Genomic DNA, 18,293 nt, shown 5'->3' with positions numbered 1-18,293 from the left:
CGATGTGTATAAGAGACAGCAACACGGCGTCGAACTCGCGGGGGACCCCGGCAACCGAGCCGTGCCGCACCCCGCCGGATCCGCCCCGCCTACTCCTGCCCTTACTCCTGCCCTACTCCTCCCCCAGCCGCCCCGAGTCGAACACCGTCCGCCCCCGCACCACCGTCCGCGCCGCGGTCGGCAGCGGCCGGCCCGGCGTCAGGTCCGGCAGCCCCGGCACGCCCGAGCGCGGGTCCGTGGACCACGCCGACAGCCGCTCGTCCGCGGCCTGCACGACCACGTCCTCCGGCGCCACGTCCCACACCGCGTACGTCGCCGGCTCGCCGACGCGCAGCACGCCGGTCGCCGTCGCCCGCGAACCCAGCGCGCGCCAGCCGCCGCGGGTGTGCGCCGCGAACGCCGCGCGCACCGAGATGCGCTGCTCCGGGGTCTGGTGGAACGCCGCGGCGCGCACCGTGCCCCACGGGTCCAGCGGCGTCACCGGCGCGTCCGAGCCGAACGCCAGCGGCACGCCGGCCTTCTGCAGCTCCGCGAAGGGGTTCATCGCGCCGGCGCGCTCGGCGCCCAGCCGCTCCACATACATACCGTCGGTGCCGCCCCAGGCCGCGTCGAACGCCGGCTGCACGCTGGCCACGATCCCGAAGTCCAGCAGGCGCTGGATCCCGCCGGCCGGGATCATCTCGGCGTGCTCGACGCGGTGCCCAATCCGGTAGAGCGCGTCACGCCCGACCTTCGCGGCCGCCGCGTCGAAGCCGTCCAGCAGCGTGGCCATCGCCGCGTCGCCGATCACGTGGAAGCCGGCCTGCGTTCCGGCCTGCGTGCACTCCACCACGTGCTCGGCCACCTGCTCAGCACTCGCATACGCGGCGCCGAGCGTGTCCTTGTCCGTGTAGGCGTGGCTCAGGCACGCGGTGTGCGAGCCGATCGCGCCGTCCAGGAACAGGTCGCCGCCGGCGCCGACCGCGCCGAGGAACGCGGCCTTCTCCACTGCGCCGAACTCGCCCCAGTACCCGAACACCTCCGGCCCGCGCAGCTCCAGCCCTGCGGCCAGCGCGTGCAGGAAGTCGGCCTCGCCGCTGATGTCCGGGCCGCCGCACTCGTGGACCGCCCCGATGCCCAGCTCCGCGGCCCGCCGCAGCGCCGCGCCCTGGTACGCGCCGCGCTCTGCGGGGTCCATCAGGTCGAACGCGGCCTTGCGGACCAGGTGGTGTGCCTGCTGCCGCAGCTGCGCCGACCCGTCGAACCCGATCGCGCCGCGCACCTGCGGCACTTCGGCGAGCAGGGCCGAGGACGCCAGCGCGCTGTGCACGTCGACCCGCGACAGATACGCCGGCCGGCCGTCCACTGCACGATCCAGTTCCTCCAGCGTCGGCGCGCGCCGCTCGGGCCATTTCGAGTCGTCCCATCCCTGGCCGCGCAGCATCGCGCCGGCCGGGAGGCTGCGGGCGAAGCTGGCGATGCGGTCCAGCGCGTCGGGCAGCGAGGCCGCGCCGTGCAGGTCCAGGCTGAGCAGGTTCAGGCCGGTGGAGGTCAGGTGCACGTGGGCGTCCACGAACGCCGGGGTCACCAGCGCGCCGCGCAGCTCGACTACCTCGTCGACGGAGTCCGCGTGCGCCACGTCGGCGGCGCCGTCCGAGCCGAGCCAGGCCACCGCGCCGTCCTCGACCAGCATCGCCGTCGCGAAGGGCTCCTCCGGCGAGTGGATGACGCCACCGCGCAGCAGCACGCGCGCCGGGAGCGGACGGTCGGGGTCGGGCAGGGCGGTGTTCGTCATGCGGAACAGTGTCTCGTATGCCTGGGCGGCGCCTGGACCAGCCCTCGCTGAGGGACCCGCCGGTCAGGCTCAGGCCGATGTCGTCCCGCGCGTCCGCGCCTCGAACGGCGTCGAGAGCACGACCGTGGTCCGCGTGGACACCTCGGCGGCGGTCCGGATCCGGGACAGCAGCGACTCCAGCTGCCCGGGCGTCCCGACGCGCACCTTCAGGATGTAGTTCTCGTCCCCGGCCACGCTGTAGCAGTCCTCGACCTCTTCCAGGCCCTTGAGCCGGTCCGGCACATCGTCCGGCGCCGCCGGGTCGATCGGCTTCACGGAGATGAACGCCGTCAGGCTCAGCCCCAGCGCCTCGGGATCCACCACGGCCCGGAACCCCCGCAGCACCCCGCGCTCCTCCAGCTTCTGCACCCGCTGGTGCACCGCCGAGGTCGACAACCCGATCAACTTGCCGAGGTCGGTGTAGCTCATCCGGCCGTCGGCGACCAGGGCCGCCACGATGTGCTTGTCGATATCGTCCACGCGCTTACCGTAAATCCTGCGGCACCTGGCCGCCTACACGGCATACTCTGCGGATCATGCCCGATCCGAAGATGCATGCGGACGAAGCCGACATCGACGCGACGCTGGTAGGACGTCTGCTGGCGGAACAGTTCCCGCAGTGGGCCGATCTGGCGATCCGACGCGTGGAGTCGACTGGCACGGACAATGCAATGTTCCGCATTGGAGAAGAGCTGTGTGTGCGGCTGCCGCGCATCGAGGGCGCTGTGGACTCGCTGCGGCGGGAACAGCGGTGGCTGCCGCGGCTCGCGGCGCAGGTGACGCTGGCCGTGCCGGTGGCGCTCGCAGTCGGGGAACCGAGCGAGGAGTATCCGTACCCGTGGTCGGTGCTGCCGTGGATCGCCGGTGAACCCGCCACCCGGCAGCAGCTCGCCGAGGGTCTGATCGACCCGGTGGCGGCCGCTGTAGATCTCGCCGGATTCCTCAAGTCTCTGCACGCCGCCGACACGGCCGACGCACCGGCTCCGGTTGCCGGACGGCGCGGAAGCCCGATCACCGGACGCGACGAGACGGTGCACGCCATGGTCGCGGAGCTGGACGAACTCGGTGCGCAGCTCGACGCCCCGGCGGTGCTGGCCGCGTGGGACCGCGTCATGGACACCCCGGCCTGGTCCGGCGACCCGGTCTGGATCCACGCCGACCTGCAGGGCGGCAACCTCCTCGCCCGCGACGGCCGGCTGGCCGCGGTCATCGACTTCGCGCCGTCGCTCGGCGACCCGGCCGTCGACCTGCTGCCGGCGTGGAACCTGTTCGAGGGCGAGGCGCGGGCCGCGTTCCGGGCGGCGCTCGGCGTGGACGACGACACCTGGGAGCGCGGACGCGGCTGGGCCCTGTCGATCGCGCTCGTGGCGCTGCCGTACTACACGCGGCTGGGCACCAACCCGCGGATCATCGCAGACTCCTGGCACGACATCGACGCGTTGCTGAAAGACACTTGAGTCTCCATCTACTGGAGCCCCGAAGGTAGGCGCATGAGCCCGGACGACACCCTCTACACCATCGGCGACCTGGCCCGGCGCACCGGACTCCCGGTGAAGACGATCAGGTTCTACGCCGATGCGGGCGTCGTGCCGGAGACCGGCCGCACCCCGGCCGGCTACCGCGTCTACGACGTCGGCGCCGTCGCCCGGCTGGACCTGGTCCGGACGCTGCGGGACCTCGGCGTCGACCTGCCGACCGTGCGGCGCGTGCTGGCGCGGGAGGCGACCTTGGCCGAGGTCGCCGCCGCGCACGCCGAGGCGCTGGACGTGCAGATCCGGACGCTGCGACTGCGGCGCGCGGTGCTGGGTGCGGTGGCTGCCAGGGGTGCTTCACACCAGGAGATGGATCTCATGCACAAAATCGCCCGCATGTCCGACACCGAACGAAAGCGCATGATCGAAGAGTTCGTCGACAGCACCTTCGGCGGGGTCGACGCCAACCCCGAGCTGGTCGAGCTGGTCCGCGCGGCCACCCCCGACCTGCCCGACGACGCCACGCCGGAGCAGGTCGAGGCCTGGATCGAGCTGGCCGAGCTGACGCAGGACCCGGACTTCCGCGCGAGCGTGCGGCGGATGGCCGAGTATCAGGCCGCTGAGCGCGCCGAGGGCGACACCACCGGCCTGCACCACGAGCTGACGGTGCTGGTGCGCGAGCGCATCGGCCGGGCTGTGGCCGACGGGATCGAGCCGGAGTCCCCGGCCGCCGATCCCGTCATCGCCGGGCTGGCGGCGCAGTACGCCGCCACCTTCGGCAAGCCCGACGACCCGGCGCTGCGTGAGTGGCTGTGGCGGCGGCTGGAGGTCGCCGCCGACCCGCGGGTGGAGCGCTACTGGAGGCTGCTGGCGGCCGTCAACCGGTGGCCGGAGCCGGAGGCGCTGGGGCCGGTGTTCGACTGGTTCCTGCGGGCTCTGCGGGTGCGGATGGGGCGCTCCGGGGAGTAGGCGCTCCTCTCGGAACGCGACTTTCAGGACGCGGCAGGGCGGCGGTCATCGGAATCGCCGCTTTGCTCCGGATCACCATGCTGCTCGGAATCGCCGCTCTGCTCAGGATCCCCACTGCGCCCCGGCTCCCCGTCCCGCACCGTCCGCAGCCACCGCCCCAGCACGTCGAAGTCCACGCCGGTCAGCCCCAGCAGCGCCCGCACGTGGTGCACCAGCGCGCGCCCCGGGTGGTTGTCCGCGACCCACTCCCGGTCGGCGGCCGTGACCTCGTCGTCGGCCCACGCGAAGTCGCGCCCGCCGGCCCACTGCACGATCTGCCGCGTCTTCCAGTGCAGGTTGAAGCGCATGTCCACGGCGTCCTCAGCCCGCGTCGTGGCCTGCCACTCCACCACCGGCAGCTGCGGCAGCCCCAGGCGGGGCGCGATCTCCTCGTTCGCCCCGTGTTCCCACGCGGTGGCCCAGACCAGTTCCCCGGGGAGCGCGGCCAGCCGCACCCCGAGATCGACCCCGATATCGTCCAGTTCCGCGCCGAAGGGCAGCACGACCCCGTCGACGTCCAGGAACAGCAGCGGCGCGCTCATACCGACCACGGTATGTCAGTGTCCTCAGAATGCCAGTCGAAGCGGCGGATCACGCCACCGTCCGCCCGCCTGCGCCAGGCGTCGGCGCCTCACGTGCGCCCCGGCAGTCACTCGGGTGTGTCCGGTACCTGTCAGACCCCTGCTCTACGGTGGGTCTCGCCTCCATCGGGTCGCACGGTGTGGCAGGCTAGGGGCCAGTTATCTGTCCAATCACCGAGTCATCGAATCACCGGACCGGACCATCGGATCACCGAACCCCCGAGAGGATCACTGCCGTGCCGCAGAAGCCGCAAGCGAGCCCGGCGGCCGCCGCCTCGATCGAGGCCTGGACCGAGCGCGTCATCACCGAGCGCGAGGTCAGCAAGTCCCGCGCCCGCCAGCTGCGCTGGGTGGCCGGGGAACTGGCGCTGGTCCGCAACCACGAGGACTTCCCCTTCCGGGACGCCGCCAACGCCGCCGACCTGCTCCAGCCCGGCCCGATAACGGCCTACCTCGACCTGGCCGCCCGCGGCGAACTGCGGCGCCGCGCCAAGGCCGGCGACGCGCACGCCACCACCGCCTCCATGCGCATCCGCGCCGACTGCCTGAAGATCCTCGGCGAGCACGCCGGCATCCTGGTCGCCGTCGCCGACCGCCCCGGCCTGCCGGAGCTGCGCGAGACCGTGGACGGCCCCTCCCGCTCCCAGCTGCGCGACTACCTCGCCCGCCGCGCCGAGACCGCCGGGGCACCGGCCGCCCGGGTCCGGCTGTTCGCCCTGATCGGCGTGGAACTCGACACCGGCGCCCGGGTCGGAGAACTCGCGGCCCTCACCCTCGCCGACCTCGCCGACGACCTCAGCACCCTGCGAGTCGTCCGCCGCCCCCAGGCCCGCACGGTCAGCGAAGCGGTCCACGACACGGTCAAGCTCTCCGACGGCACCCGCGCCGCCCTCAAAGCCTGGCTCGAGGTCCGGGAGACGCTGGTCCAGCCACTGAACGGCAGCCCGAAGGCACTGTGGGTCTCGGTCATGCCCAACCACGCCGGCCGCCTCAACGTCGAAGGCGAGGCCATCCGCCGGCCCCCGGGCATGCCGCTCATGCCGCGCGGCATGCAGCGCGCCTACACCCGCGCGGTCGTGGAGGCGAACATGAACCTGGCCGGCTCCCCGGGATGGATCCCGCTGCCGGTGCGCTTCGAGCAGCTGCGCCGCGCCGTGACCGACCGCCGGCGGCGGCGGCGCGAGGATGACATCGAACTCGACCACGACGAGAACATCGAAGGCTGACGACGGTATGGAACGAAAAATGGGCGCTGGGCGGATGTGTGGGTGGCTGGGGTGCGGCGGGTATGGTGGGTGCGGTTGATTTGTGGGTTTTAAGGGCTTTTTACGGCTTCGCGCAGGGTTTGATGACCTCGCTGGGGGACGCAGTTCGGTGGTGCGGAGCGGGTCGCGCTGGCGGCCGCCGGTGAGTCTGTGCACGACCGCGCGGCGGTTCGAGTCACTGCGCACACGTCGTGTAGGCGGCTGTCTGCCGCGTGTGGTGGGTGCCTGAGATCAAGAGCAGGCGCCTCCGGCGGGGGCCTCGGCTCGGAGGGATGGGGGTCGCGTAGCCAGGCGGCGGACGCTGCTTGTGGTCGCCTATGTCCCGGCCTGTGGTGTGGACAGGGTCCACCCGGGCGCACAGGCGGCGGTGCGCGATCGAGCAGGTGGTGCGGGGAACCGATCCCACAGGTGGGGTTGTCCCGGGTTCCCCGTCGCGTCGGCGGGCGCAGCCAAGCTGACCGGACAGCCGGTGTCAGGCCGGGCGTTTCGCCAGGTCAGCAGGTGTGATGCGGCTTGATACCGGCTGGCCGGTCTGCTTCCGTCAGGCGACGACGCGACGGGGAACCCGTGACGAACGCGACCACAAGCAGCGTCCGCCACCTGACTACGCGGCCCCCACTCCCCGGAGCGAGGCCGCTCGCCGCGCAGGCGCCGCCGGAGGCCCTGTCTTTGACCTCAGGCACCCACCACACGCGGCAGACACCCGCCTACACGACGCGTGCGCAGTGACTCGAACCGCCGCGCGGTCGTGCACAGACTCACCGGCGGCCGCCAACGCCAGCCGCGTGGCACCACCGAACTGCGCCCCCCTGCGAGGCCATCAAACCATGCGCGAAGCCGTAAAAAGCCCTTAAAACCCACAAACAAAGCCGAACCCGCCACACCCACCCGACACCAGCACCCACACATAAAGCCAAGCGCCAAAAATGCGGCGGCCCGTGGAAGACTCCACGGACCGCCGCTCCCCTATGTGCTTGTGCTAAACGCAGGATTCAGCAGCCGCTGCTGAAGGTACCCCGTGCGCTGGCGTGGTTACTGCTGCGGAGGCGGCTGCTGGCCGGGCATGTAGCCGGGCTGCACAGCCTGCGTCGGCTGGTTGGCCGCCGGGTCGTAGCCGCCCCACTGCTGCTGGCCCTGCTGCGGCGGCTGCGGGTTGCCCCACTGCTGCTGCCCCGGCTGCTGCCCCGGCTGCGGTGCCTGCTGGCCCGGCTGCGGCTGGCCCCAGCCGCCCTGCTGGGGCTGCTGCGCCTGCTGGCCCGGCTGCGGCGCCTGGTAGCCCTGCTGGCCCGGCTGCGCGTAGCCGGCCGGCTGCTGGTAGCCCTGCTGGCCCGGCTGCTGGTACGCCTGCTGGTTGTAGGCCGGCGTGGCGGAGGCCGCGGCGCCGCCGGAGTTGATCGACAGCTGCGCCAGCACCGCCAGCACCACCGCGATCAGCGCGGCGCCCAGCGCCAGGTAGGCGCCGATGCCCAGGCCGATCTCGTACTTGGTGCCGGCCGGCAGGCCGGCGTCCGGGCCGGTGTAGGCCTTCTTGGCGTCGCTGACCTTGCCGTTGAAGTAGATCGCAGCGATGACGGCGAACAGCAGCGCGCCGCCGGAGCCGCCGACGGTCACCCAGCCGGCGATCGCCGTCTTCATCACGACCACCAACACCACGCCGACGACCGCCACGACCGCGGTGACCAGCAGGAGCCAGCCCCAGATCGCGGTGATGTCCTTGGCGGTGCCGCTGTTGCCCGCCGAGCTCGAGCCCTTGGCGATGGCGTTGATCGTGATGGTGATGGACTTGCCGCCGAGCGCCGCCGCCTCCGACGCCGGAGGCGTGAGCTTGATGCTGGCCCACGCCAGGAACACGCCGACGGCCGCGACCACGGCCAGGCCGCCGGCCGCGTAGAAGCCCCAGATCTTGCCCCAGGTCGTGCCGCCACCGCTCGTGGTGCCGCCGCTGTATGCGGCGCCGGCGCCGTACTGCTGCTGGGCCGGCTGCGCCTGCCCGTACTGGGGCTGCTGAGCGCCCCCCCATTGCCCGCCCTGCTGGGCCGGCTGCTGCTGTCCCCAGCCACCCGGTTGCTGCGCGGGCTGCTGCTGTCCCCATCCCCCGGGCTGGGGGTAGTTCTGATTCGGCTGCTGCGTCATGGGCAGCACGGTACATGGTCCGCCGATGTACTGATAAGACGATCGGCGACCGGATGTCAGTTGGCCCCGATTCGTCCCGGTCTGGGAATGGCGGGATATTCCTCGGGGCCCGCCTTTTTACGTATTCCCTTGTACGGTGCCTGTCATCAGGCCTGTCATCAGCCCTGCCATCGGGGCGGTCATCGGGGCGGTCATCAGCCCTGTCGTCAGGCCCGCGTCAGCGTCCTACTGATAACGAGGCGCTGCACCTGATTGGTTCCCTCGACGATCTGCAACACCTTCGCCTCGCGCATATACCGCTCGACCGGGAAGTCCGCAGTGTAACCGTAACCCCCGAAGACCTGCACGGCGTCAGTGGTCACCTTCATCGCCATGTCGGTGCAGAACAGCTTCGCCATCGCCGCCTCGGTCCCGTACGGCAGCCCCGCGTCCCGCCGCCGCGCCGCCGTCAGGTACGCCGCGCGCCCGACCGCCACCGAGGTGGCCATGTCGGCGAGCATGAACCCGACACCCTGGAAGTCGGCGATCGGATGCCCGAACTGCTGCCGCGACTTGGCGTACTCCACCGCCGCGTCCAGCGCCGCCTGCGCCAGGCCGACCGCGCACGCCGCGATCCCCAGCCGCCCGGCCTCCAGCGCCGACAGCGCGATGGCGAAGCCCTGGCCCTCCACGCCGATCAACCGCTCGGCCGGCACCCGCGCACCGTCCAGCAGGACCTGCGCAGTCACCGAGCCCCGCATGCCCATCTTGTTCTCGGGCTTGCCGAAGGACATCCCCGGCGTCCCGGCCTCGGCCAGCAGGGCGCTGACACCCTTGGCCCCGTCGTCGGAGGTGCGCACCATCAGGGTGTAGAAGTCGGCGTGGCCGGAGTGCGTGATCCAGGCTTTGGTACCGGTGACGCTATAGGCCTCGCCGCTGTCATCTCTGTCCCGCACCGCACGAGTCGTCAGCGCCGCGGCGTCGGACCCGGACTGCGGCTCGGACAGGCAGTACGCGCCGAGCTGGTCGCCGCCGAGCATGCCCGGCAGCCACTTCTCCTTCTGCTCCTCGGTCCCGTAGTTCGCCAGGCCGTAGCAGGCCAGGGAGTGCACAGACACGCCGAGGCCGATGGTGAGCCAGTTGCGCGCCAGCTCCTCGACCACCTGCAGGTAGACCTCGTACGGCTGACCGCCGCCGCCGTACTGCTCGTCGTACGGCAGGCTCAGCAGGCCGGCCTGGCCGAGGGTCCGGAACACCTCGCGCGGGAAGCGCTCGGCGGCCTCGTACTCGGCCGCGCGCGGCGCGAGCTCCTTCGCGCAAAGATCCTGAACCAGCTCAAATAGGGCACTCGACTCATCGGTGGGGAGAGTCCGCTCCACAGCGACCATCAGACGTCCACCACCACGAGCTCGCGCGTGGTCAGGTTGAGGCGCTCGCCGCCGTCGGCGGTGCACACCGCGATGTCCTCGATGCGCGCGCCGTGCTTGCCCGCGAGGTAGATGCCGGGCTCGACGGAGAACGCCATGCCGGGCTCCAGCGGCCGGGCCGAGCCCGCGACGATGTACGGCTCCTCGTGCGTCTCCAGGCCGATGCCGTGGCCGGTGCGGTGGATGAACTTCTCGCCGTAGCCGGCGGCGGTGATCAGGTCGCGGCCGACCGCGTCCAGCTCCTCGGCGGTGACGCCGGGGCGGATCGCCTCGCACTGCGCGGTCTGCGCGGCCAGCAGCACCGCGAAGTACTCGGCGTACTCCGCCGAGGGCGCGCCGAGGCTGTAGTTGCGGGTGGAGTCCGAGCAGTAGCCGTCGGGCATGGCTCCGCCGATGTCCACGACGACCTGGTCGCCGGCCTGGATCACGCGGTCGGACAGCTCGTGGTGCGGGGAGGCGCCGTTCGGGCCGGAGCCGACGATGACGAAGTCGACGGTCGCGTGCCCGGCGGCCAGGATCGCGTCGGCGATGTCCTGGCCCACCTCGCGCTCGGTCCGGCCGGGGCGCAGCCACCCGGGCACGCCGCGGTGCACGGCGTCGATGGCGGCCGCCGCCGCACGCAGCGACTCCACCTCCGCCGCGGTCTTGCGCATCCGCAGGTCGCCGAGCACCTGGCCGGCCAGCGCCTGCTCGGCGCCGGGCAGCACCCGGCGGAAGTTCAGGACCTTCTCGGCCCACATGTGGTTGTCCAGGCCGACGGTCCGCAGCCCCGCGGGCAGGCGGGAGGCGACCAGCGCGTAGGGGTCGTCGGTCTCGGCCCAGGCCAGGATGTCCAGGCCCAGCCCGCCCAGCGGGGAGGCCTCGGCCGCGGGCTTCTCCAGCGCCGGCACGACCATCAGGGGGTCGCCGCTCGCGGGCAGGACCAGGCAGGTCAGACGCTCCAGCGGCAACGCCTCGTACCCGGTCAGGTAGCGCAGGTCGGCACCAGGGCTGATCAGGAGGGCGTCCATACCGGACTCGGCGGCAGCCTTTTGGGCGCGGGCGAGGCGGTCGGTCAGATCATGTGTGTGGTGTGTCACGAGGGCCAGGATAGTGGCCGCGCGGAGTTCCATCGATGCGGAGGAATCAGCAGATGTCCGGCGTGGCTTCCCACGGCGCGCGCCGACGTAACACACGCCACAGCGGTGCCGCGGCCGCGGCCGGCTGCGAGGTCCTGGACGTGCGAGCCGGCGCCTTCGAGGAAGCCGACCGCGTACACCGCCAGCGCCGCCTTCGCCGCCGTCGGCAACCCGATCCACCGCGCGGGCTGCCGCACCTTCCATCGCCACCGTATGCCGCTTGCCACCGCGACAGCCTCCCATGCCGCGACTATGGTCGGCGTCATGAGCGCGAATGCAGCCGCGATCGGCATCGTCGTCGCAGACCTGCCCGTGTCCGTCGCCTTCTATGAGCACTTCGGCCTCACGTTCACCGACTCCGACGCCGCGCACGGCCACGCCGAGGCCACGCTCGGCGAGGGCCTGCGCCTGCTGCTCGACACCGAGGAGTCCATCAAGTCCTTCACCTCCGCGTGGACCCGGCCGTTCGGCAGTCCTCGCACGACCGTGTGTTTCCAGTTCGAGACCCCGCATGATGTGAACGCCAAGTTCGCCGAGCTGATGGAGGCCGGGTATCACGGGCTGCGCGGGCCGTGGGACGCGCCGTGGGGTCAGCGTTATGCGTCGGTCATCGATCCGGACGGCAGCGGCGTGGATCTGTTCGCGCTGCTCTAGGATCCGAGTTCACGGAGCGTCGAGAACAACGGGAGCGGTGTGTGAGCGCGGGGAGCGCCGGGGGCGGAGGCGGCGGCAGAAGCACGGGCTCGCCGACGCTGGAGACCGTCGCGGCCGCCGCCGGGGTGTCCCGCGCGACAGTGTCCCGGGTGGTCAACGGCGGCACGCGGGTCTCCCCGGAGATCCGCGCCGCCGTGGAGGCGGCCATCGCCGAGCTCGGCTACTCCCCCAACCGCGCCGCGCGCTCCCTGGTCACCCGCCGCACCGGCTCGGTGGCCCTGGTGGTCAGCGAGCCGGAGGCGCGGCTCTTCAGCGACCCGATGCTGGCCGGCATCACCCGCGCCATCGGCAAGGCGCTGGCCGAGACCGACCTGCACCTGGTCCTGATGATGGTCCCGGCCGACTCGGCCCGCCGCCGGCTGACGCGCTACCTGCTCGGCGGCCACGTCGACGGCGTGATGCTGATGTCCCTGCACGGTGACGAGCCGCTGCTGAAGGAGCTGTCGCAGGCGTCGCTCCCGGTGGTCCTGATGGGCCGGCCGATGAGCCCCCTGCCGATCCCGCACGTGGACTCCGACAGCGTCGACGGCGCCCGCCAGGCCACCACGCACCTGCGCGCCCTCGGCCGCACGAAGATCGCCACCATCGCCGGCCCCGCCGACATGTGCGCGGGCGTGGACCGCCTGCTGGGCTACGTCGAGGCGCTGGACGGCGGCCCCGGCATCGTCGCCCACGGCGACTTCAGCATGGCCTCCGGCGAGGCCGCGATGACGGAGCTGCTGCGGCGCGAACCGGACCTCGACGGCGTGTTCGCAGCCAGCGACCTGATGGCCGCCGGCGCCCTGCGAGCCCTGCGCGCGGCCGGCCGGCGGGTCCCGGAGGACGTGGCGCTGGTCGGCTATGACGACCTGGACGTCGCCGAGCTCACCGAACCGCCGCTGACCACGATCCACCAGCCCCTCCCCGACCTGGCACGCGCGATGGTCACCTCACTGCTGACGCAGATCGCCGGGGAGCGCGCGCCGGAATCGGTGGTGCTGCCGAACGCTTTGGTGGTGCGGGCTTCGGCGTGATCCGGCGTGGTTCGGCGTGACCGGTGATCGCAAAGGCCGATCACCCAAGCTGATCCCGCCAACCGCTCACACCAGCCGCTCAGACCTCCCCGATGATCCCGGCCATCCCCTCCGCCGACAGCAGATGCCGCGCCGCCAACCGCACCGCCCCCAGCATCCCGGCGCGCTCCCCCAGCACCGACGTCTCGATCGCCAGGCTCCGCGTCGCCAGCGGCAGCGCGCGCCGGTAGATCACCGCGCGCACGTCGGCGAGCAGGTCCTCGTGCAGCTGCGCGAGGATCCCGCCGATCACGATCGTGTCCGGGTTGTGGAACGACACCAGCGAGGCCAGCACCTCCCCGATCCGCTGCCCGGCCAGGCGCACCTGCCGCCGCGCCGCCGCGTGCCCCTCGGAGACCAGGCGCACCACGTCGGCGGCCCGCGCCGCGTCCGCGCCCTGCGCGCGCAGCGCCGCCGCGATCGCCGCGCCGGAGGCCACCGCCTCCACACAGCCGGTGTTGCCGCAGTGGCAGAGCACGTCCTCGTGCGCCGGCAGCTGGATGTGGCCGATGTCGCCGGCCGCGCCGGACGCGCCGCGGTGCAGGACGCCGTCGGAGACGATGCCGCAGCCGATCCCGGTGCCGACCTTCACATACAGCAGGTGCCGGCTGGCCTGGCGGTGCGTGTACTCGCCGAGGGCCATCGCGTTGACGTCGTTGTCGACCAGCACCGGCGCGGCGTAGCGGCCTTCGAAGAAGGCCGGCACCCGGCAGCCGTCCCAGCCGGCCATGATCGGCGGACGTACCACCGTGCCGCTGGCGAACTCCACCGGGCCCGGGACGCCGATCCCGACCGCCCGCAGATGCGCCGCCGGACGCCCGGCCTCCGCGAGCAGTTCCTCCAGATCGGCGCGCACGCCGGCCAGCACGGCGTCGGGCCCGGCGTTGATGTCGATGGACCGGGCCCGCTCGGCCAGCACCCGGCCGGACAGCGTGGCGACCGCGAGCCGGCTGTGCGTGGCGCCCAGATCGCAGCCCGCGACGACGATCTGCGCGTCCGACAGGTCCAGCGCCAGCGGCGGCCGGCCGCGGTCGGTGGGCGCCGGCTCGGTCTCGACCAACAGCCCGCGCTCGATGAGCAGATCCACGCGCTGCGCTATGGCCGCCCGGGACAGCCCGGTGGCCCCGACGATCGCCGAGCGCGTGGTCGCCGCACCGTCCGCGACCAGCCCGGCGAGCTCGCTGAGCGACGCCATGCGCCGCCTGGCCGCACTGTTCATCAGACCCCTCCCGACCGCCGCCGGCTCATGATCCCCGACCGCTTCTTTATGACAGAACTAAGCCTAATGATGACTCTTGTCAGTCGTAAAGAGCGGCCATATCGTCGATCGCGGGGCCGGTGAGGGTCGGCCCTGTTATTGATCGGGGCGGGAAAACGGCGCTGGGGAGGGCAGATGACGGTACGGGCGGGCATTGCCGGAGCGGGGATGGTCGCGGCGGTCCACGCCGACGCGATCCGCCGCGCCGGGGCCTCCGTGGTCGGCGTCGCCGCCTCGACGCCGGAGCGGTCGAAGGCGGCGGCCCCCAGAGTGGGAGCGGGCCGCGCCTTCGACTCCGCCGAGGAACTGGCGGTGTCCGACGAGATCGACGTGCTTCACGTCTGCACCCCGAACGCCCTGCACGGCCCCCTGGTCCGCGCGGCGCTGTCGGCCGGCAAGCACGTGGTCTGCGAGAAGCCGCTGTCGCTGACCGGCGCGGACTCCGACGCCCTGGTCGAGCTGGCCGCGAGCGCCGGACTGGTGAACGCCGTCCCGCTGGTCTACCGCTACCACCCGATGACCGTGGAGGCCCGCGAGCGGGTCCGGCGCGACGAACTCGGCCCGATCCGCCTCATCCACGGCCACTACCTCCAGGACTGGCTGGCCCGCCCGGAGGACAACAACTGGCGCGTGGACCCGGCCGTCGGCGGGGCCTCCCGGGCGTTCGCCGACATCGGTTCGCACTGGTGCGACCTGGTCGAATGGATCAGCGGGCACCGGATCAGCGAGCTGACGGCCGCCACCCAGACGGTACTCCCACAGCGTTCGGCGGCCGGCCGCGAGACTTTCACCGGATCCGGAGACGAAAGCCCGCCGGAATCGGCGGAAACGGAGCGGATCGCCGTCACCACCGAAGACGCCGTCCAGGTCCTGTTCCGCACCGACCTCGGCGCCACCGGCGCCCTGGTCGTCTCCCAGGTCTCGCCGGGCCGCAAGAACCGGCTCTGGTTCGAGATCGACGGCGCCGAGCGCAGCGTGTCCTACGACGGCGAGGACCCCGAGTCCCTGCTCCTCGGCGGCCGGGACCGCACCGAGATCGTCCGCCGCGACGCGCTGTCGGAGCCGGCGAACCGGATCAACGCGGTCCCCGCCGGCCACCCCTGGGGCTACCGCGACTGCTTCGCGGCCTTCACCGCGGACGTCTACGCCGCGATCCGGGATCCACGGGCTTTTGCCAAGGTTGCCCAGTCCGACACACAGGCCGTCCCGGCGTTCCCGACCTTCGCCGACGCCGCCCGCACCGCCCACATCACCGACGCGGTCCTGGCCTCGGCCGCGCACCGCTCCTGGATCGAGGTGTCCTGACGATGAAGCTCGGCTTTCTCACCGCCTGCCTGCCGCAGGTCCCGCTCGCGGACATCGCCGCCTGGGCGGCCGAAAACGATTACGCCGCCCTGGAGGTCGCGGTCTGGCCGAAGGTCGGCGGCCGGGAGTTCGAGGCCAGCCACATCGACGTCGCGCACTTCGACGCCGAGCAGGCCGGCGAGGTCACCGAACTGTTCGCCAAGCACGGCCTGACGCTGTCCTCGCTGGCCTACTACGAGAACAACCTCCACCCGGACGAGGAGCGCCGGCAGGAGATCGCCGCGCACCTGCTGCACGCGATCGACGCCGCGGCACTGCTCGGCGTGGAGACCGTGGGCACCTTCATCGGCCGACACCCGGGCCTGAGCGTGAAGGAGAACGTCGCACTCGCCGAGCAGACGTTCCCGCGGCTGGTCGACTACGCCGGCGAGCGCGGCGTGAAGATCATCATCGAGAACTGCGTCATGGAGGGCTGGCACCCCGACGGCTACCCGGGCAACATCGCCTACTCCCCCGAGCTGTGGGAGTGGATGTTCTCGCTCGGGCTGTACCTGAACTACGACCCCTCGCACCTGCTGTGGATCGGCATCGACCCGGTGACCGCGCTCAAGCCCTACGTCGACCGCATCCCGCACGCGCAGGCCAAGGACACGCAGCTGGACCCGCTGGCGCGCGACCGGTATGGCTTCTTCGGCAAGACCCTGAGCCGCGAGCACCCCTGGGACGAGGGCTGGTGGCGCTACCGCGTCCCGGGCCTGGGCCAGGTGGACTGGAGCGGCGTGGTGGACGCGCTGTACGAGGGCGGGTTCACCGGCGTGCTGAGCGTGGAGCACGAGGACCCGGTGTGGGGCGGCACCGAGGAGAAGGTCAAGCAGGGCCTGCGGATCGCCCACCGCACGCTGTCACCCCTCATCGTCGGATAGCCGGGCCGCCACCGCCCCGCGGCGTACGCCGCCGTCCATCGCTGAACCGCTTAACCGCCGAACACTTCGAACTCTTCGAACCGAGGCCAGGCCATGACCCGCAACCCGAGCGTGCAGCTCTACTCCGTCCGCGACCACCTGACTGACTCGACCCAGCGCGAGAGCACCCTGAAGCGCCTCGCCGACATCGGCTTCACCGCCGTCGAGCCCTACGACCCGACGAACGACCCGGCGGGCTTCCGAGCCCTGGCCGACGACCTGGGCCTGACCGTCTCCGGCGCGCACGCCATGGCGCTGCTGCGCGAGCCGGACCCGGCGCCGGTGTTCGAGGCCCTGGCGACCATCGGCACCGACCTGGCGATCCTGCCGGCCGGCATCCCGGAGGACGACTTCAAGACGCACGACGGCCTCAAGCACGCCGCCGACACACTGAACGCGCTGGCGGCCAAGGCCGCCGAGGCCGGGCTCCGCTTCGGCTACCACAACCACTACTGGGAGTTCGAGCCCGTCCTCGACGGCCGGCACGCCCTGGAGATCCTGGTCGACCTGGTCGACCCGGCGGTGCTGTTCGAGATCGACACCTACTGGTCCACGGTCGGCGGAGCGGACACCCCCGCGGTACTGGAGCGCCTCGGCGACCGCGTCGTGGCCTTGCACGTCAAGGACGGCCCGGCCGTCAAGGGCGAGCCGAACGTGGCCGTCGGCACCGGCGCGATGCCGGTCCCGGCCGTCCTGGCCGCCGCGCCGCAGGACGCCTGGCGCGTCATCGAGTTCGACGAGTGCGCCACCGACATCTTCGAGGCGCTGGCCGCGAGCCTGGCCTACGTGAACGGTCTGGAGGCGGCGTGAGCGAGGTCAGCGGGGGCGGCTCGGCGCGGTCGGGCCCGGTCGGCGTCGCGGTCATCGGCGCCGGCAACATCAGCTCGCAGTATCTGCGCAACCTGACCCGCTTCCCGGACCTGAACGTCGTGGCGATCGCCGACATCGACGTCGCACGGGCCGCGGCGGCAGCCGAGGAGTTCGGCGTCCCGATCTCCGGATCGGTGGCGGACATCCTGGCGCTGCCCGACGTCGAGCTGGCCGTGAACCTGACCATCCCGGCGGCGCACGCCGAGGTGGCCCTGGCCGCGGTGGCCGCCGGCAAGCACGTCTACGGCGAGAAGCCGCTGGCGCTGGACCCGGCGGCGGCCCGCCAGGTGCTGACCGAGGCGGCGGTGCGCGGCGTGCGCGTCGGCAACGCCCCGGACACGTTCCTCGGCGCGGGCCTGCAGTCGGCACTGCGCGCGGTGGGCTCCGGCCTGATCGGCACGCCGGTCGCAGCGGCGGCGGCGTTCCAGAGCCCGGGGCCCGAGGGCTGGCACCCGAGCCCGGAGTTCCTGTTCGCCCACGGCGCGGGGCCGCTGTTCGACATGGGCCCGTACTACCTGACGGCGCTGGTGGCGCTGCTCGGCCCGGTCCGCACCGTGGCCGCCACCGGGCACAAGGCGCGCGAGACCCGCGTGATCGGCTCCGGCCCCAAGGCCGGAACGGTGTTCCCGGTCGAGGTCCCGACGCACGTCACGGCCCTGCTGGAGTTCCGCGACGGGGCCGGCGCGACGACCACACTCAGCTTCGACTCACCCCTGCCCCGCCAGAGCATCGAGCTCACCGGCACCGAAGCCACCCTCCTGCTCCCGGACCCGAACAACTTCGACGGCAGCCTGCACCTCCGCCGCCGCGGCTCCAAGGACACCGAGGAGATCCCCGCCACCGGCACCTCGATCGGACGCGGCATCGGCGTCCTGGACATGGCCCGCGCCCTCCGCACCGGCACGGCGCACCGGGCATCCGGGGAGCTGGCACTGCATGTGCTGGACATAATGGCGGCAATCGCGACCTCGGCGCAGAGCGCGGCGTTCGAGGACGTGCCAGCGTGGACGGAGAAGCTGGAAACGCTGCCGGAGGCTTGGGATCCGCTGGAGGCGACGCTCTAAGCACCCACACCCGCACCCGACGCGCGCCGCCTCGCTTCGCTGCGATGGCGGCGCGCGTGCTCGCGGCTGGCTGGGTTGTCGGCAGCATGCGCACGCTCGCGGCTGGCCGAGTTGTAGGCAGCATGTGCATGCTCGCGGGCGGCCGACTTGTCGGCGGCGCCCGGTATACATGCATATAAGGGGCGATTATGCCTAACAGAATGCCAGGCCAGCCGAACCCCGCCTGCTACCGAATCCCGCCCGTCACCACCCGCAGCCGGATCCGCGGGATG

At 72.2% G+C, this 18,293-nt stretch carries 16 protein-coding genes and 1 pseudogene; 9 read left to right on the top strand and 8 right to left on the bottom strand.

Features of this window, described 5'->3' with window-relative positions:
* Nucleotides 1-112: 112 nt before the first annotated feature.
* Complete coding sequence (locus tag GWK61_RS41120) at nt 113-1,774, bottom strand: amidohydrolase (RefSeq protein ID WP_194917149.1); 1,662 nt, start codon at nt 1,772-1,774, stop codon at nt 113-115.
* A gap of 69 nt (nt 1,775-1,843) precedes the next feature.
* Nucleotides 1,844-2,293, bottom strand: a complete 450-nt coding sequence (locus GWK61_RS60100) for an Lrp/AsnC family transcriptional regulator (protein WP_194917148.1) — start codon at nt 2,291-2,293, stop codon at nt 1,844-1,846.
* A 56-nt stretch (nt 2,294-2,349) separates the two neighbouring features.
* On the opposite strand from GWK61_RS60100, the gene GWK61_RS41110 reads away from it, so the two are divergent.
* Nucleotides 2,350-3,270, top strand: a complete 921-nt coding sequence (locus tag GWK61_RS41110; protein ID WP_194917147.1) for an aminoglycoside phosphotransferase family protein — start codon at nt 2,350-2,352, stop codon at nt 3,268-3,270.
* A gap of 33 nt (nt 3,271-3,303) precedes the next feature.
* Complete coding sequence (locus GWK61_RS41105; RefSeq protein ID WP_194917146.1) at nt 3,304-4,254, top strand: MerR family transcriptional regulator; 951 nt, start codon at nt 3,304-3,306, stop codon at nt 4,252-4,254.
* A gap of 137 nt (nt 4,255-4,391) precedes the next feature.
* Here GWK61_RS41105 and GWK61_RS41100 read toward each other — a convergent pair.
* Nucleotides 4,392-4,835: pseudogene (locus GWK61_RS41100) on the bottom strand (HAD domain-containing protein); the annotation flags it as partial.
* Nucleotides 4,836-5,110: 275 nt separating this feature from the next.
* Between GWK61_RS41100 and GWK61_RS41095 the strand changes: the two are divergent.
* The gene (locus GWK61_RS41095; protein ID WP_194917145.1) at nt 5,111-6,100 is read left to right on the top strand and encodes a tyrosine-type recombinase/integrase; all 990 of its coding nucleotides are present in this window, start codon (nt 5,111-5,113) and stop codon (nt 6,098-6,100) included.
* 1,071 nt (nt 6,101-7,171) lie between these two features.
* Here GWK61_RS41095 and GWK61_RS41090 read toward each other — a convergent pair.
* From GWK61_RS41090 to GWK61_RS41075, 4 genes are all read right to left on the bottom strand, one after another.
* On the bottom strand, nt 7,172-8,272 hold the full coding sequence (locus tag GWK61_RS41090; RefSeq protein WP_194917144.1) for a hypothetical protein: 1,101 nt from the start codon (nt 8,270-8,272) through the stop codon (nt 7,172-7,174).
* A gap of 206 nt (nt 8,273-8,478) precedes the next feature.
* Entirely contained in the window at nt 8,479-9,639 is a 1,161-nt protein-coding gene (locus tag GWK61_RS41085; RefSeq protein ID WP_194917143.1) for an acyl-CoA dehydrogenase family protein, read from the bottom strand.
* On the bottom strand, nt 9,639-10,790 hold the full coding sequence (locus GWK61_RS41080) for a M24 family metallopeptidase (RefSeq protein WP_194917142.1): 1,152 nt from the start codon (nt 10,788-10,790) through the stop codon (nt 9,639-9,641). The genes GWK61_RS41085 and GWK61_RS41080 overlap by 1 nt, the downstream gene beginning before the upstream one ends.
* Complete coding sequence (locus GWK61_RS41075) at nt 10,754-11,062, bottom strand: hypothetical protein (protein WP_194917141.1); 309 nt, start codon at nt 11,060-11,062, stop codon at nt 10,754-10,756. The genes GWK61_RS41080 and GWK61_RS41075 overlap by 37 nt, the downstream gene beginning before the upstream one ends.
* On the opposite strand from GWK61_RS41075, the gene GWK61_RS41070 reads away from it, so the two are divergent.
* Together GWK61_RS41070 and GWK61_RS41065 are read left to right on the top strand one after the other, a co-directional pair.
* Entirely contained in the window at nt 11,061-11,450 is a 390-nt protein-coding gene (locus tag GWK61_RS41070) for a VOC family protein (protein ID WP_194917140.1), read from the top strand. The two genes, GWK61_RS41075 and GWK61_RS41070, sit on opposite strands and share 2 nt — an antisense overlap.
* A 41-nt stretch (nt 11,451-11,491) precedes the next feature.
* Entirely contained in the window at nt 11,492-12,523 is a 1,032-nt protein-coding gene (locus tag GWK61_RS41065; protein ID WP_194917139.1) for a LacI family DNA-binding transcriptional regulator, read from the top strand.
* Between the two features lie 79 nt (nt 12,524-12,602).
* Here GWK61_RS41065 and GWK61_RS41060 read toward each other — a convergent pair whose 3' ends face one another.
* Nucleotides 12,603-13,781: an ROK family protein gene (locus GWK61_RS41060; RefSeq protein WP_194917138.1), complete on the bottom strand. Its 1,179-nt coding sequence runs from the start codon at nt 13,779-13,781 to the stop codon at nt 12,603-12,605.
* Between the two features lie 174 nt (nt 13,782-13,955).
* On the opposite strand from GWK61_RS41060, the gene GWK61_RS41055 reads away from it, so the two are divergent.
* The 4 genes from GWK61_RS41055 (at nt 13,956) to GWK61_RS41040 (ending at nt 18,021) form a co-directional block, all read left to right on the top strand.
* On the top strand, nt 13,956-15,125 hold the full coding sequence (locus GWK61_RS41055) for a Gfo/Idh/MocA family protein (protein ID WP_194917137.1): 1,170 nt from the start codon (nt 13,956-13,958) through the stop codon (nt 15,123-15,125).
* Nucleotides 15,126-15,127: 2 nt separating this feature from the next.
* Nucleotides 15,128-16,048, top strand: a complete 921-nt coding sequence (locus GWK61_RS41050) for a sugar phosphate isomerase/epimerase family protein (protein WP_194917136.1) — start codon at nt 15,128-15,130, stop codon at nt 16,046-16,048.
* A gap of 93 nt (nt 16,049-16,141) precedes the next feature.
* Nucleotides 16,142-16,897 (top strand): sugar phosphate isomerase/epimerase family protein, encoded by a 756-nt coding sequence (locus tag GWK61_RS41045; RefSeq protein WP_194917135.1) that lies wholly within the window; start codon nt 16,142-16,144, stop codon nt 16,895-16,897.
* Entirely contained in the window at nt 16,894-18,021 is a 1,128-nt protein-coding gene (locus GWK61_RS41040) for a Gfo/Idh/MocA family protein (protein WP_194917134.1), read from the top strand. Before GWK61_RS41045 ends, GWK61_RS41040 begins: the two co-directional genes overlap by 4 nt.
* Nucleotides 18,022-18,293: the final 272 nt, after the last annotated feature.

The organism is Catenulispora rubra, from assembly GCF_015356825.1.
Taxonomy (GTDB): domain Bacteria; phylum Actinomycetota; class Actinomycetes; order Streptomycetales; family Catenulisporaceae; genus Catenulispora; species Catenulispora rubra.
This window is presented reverse-complemented; position numbering and strand designations above follow the sequence as displayed.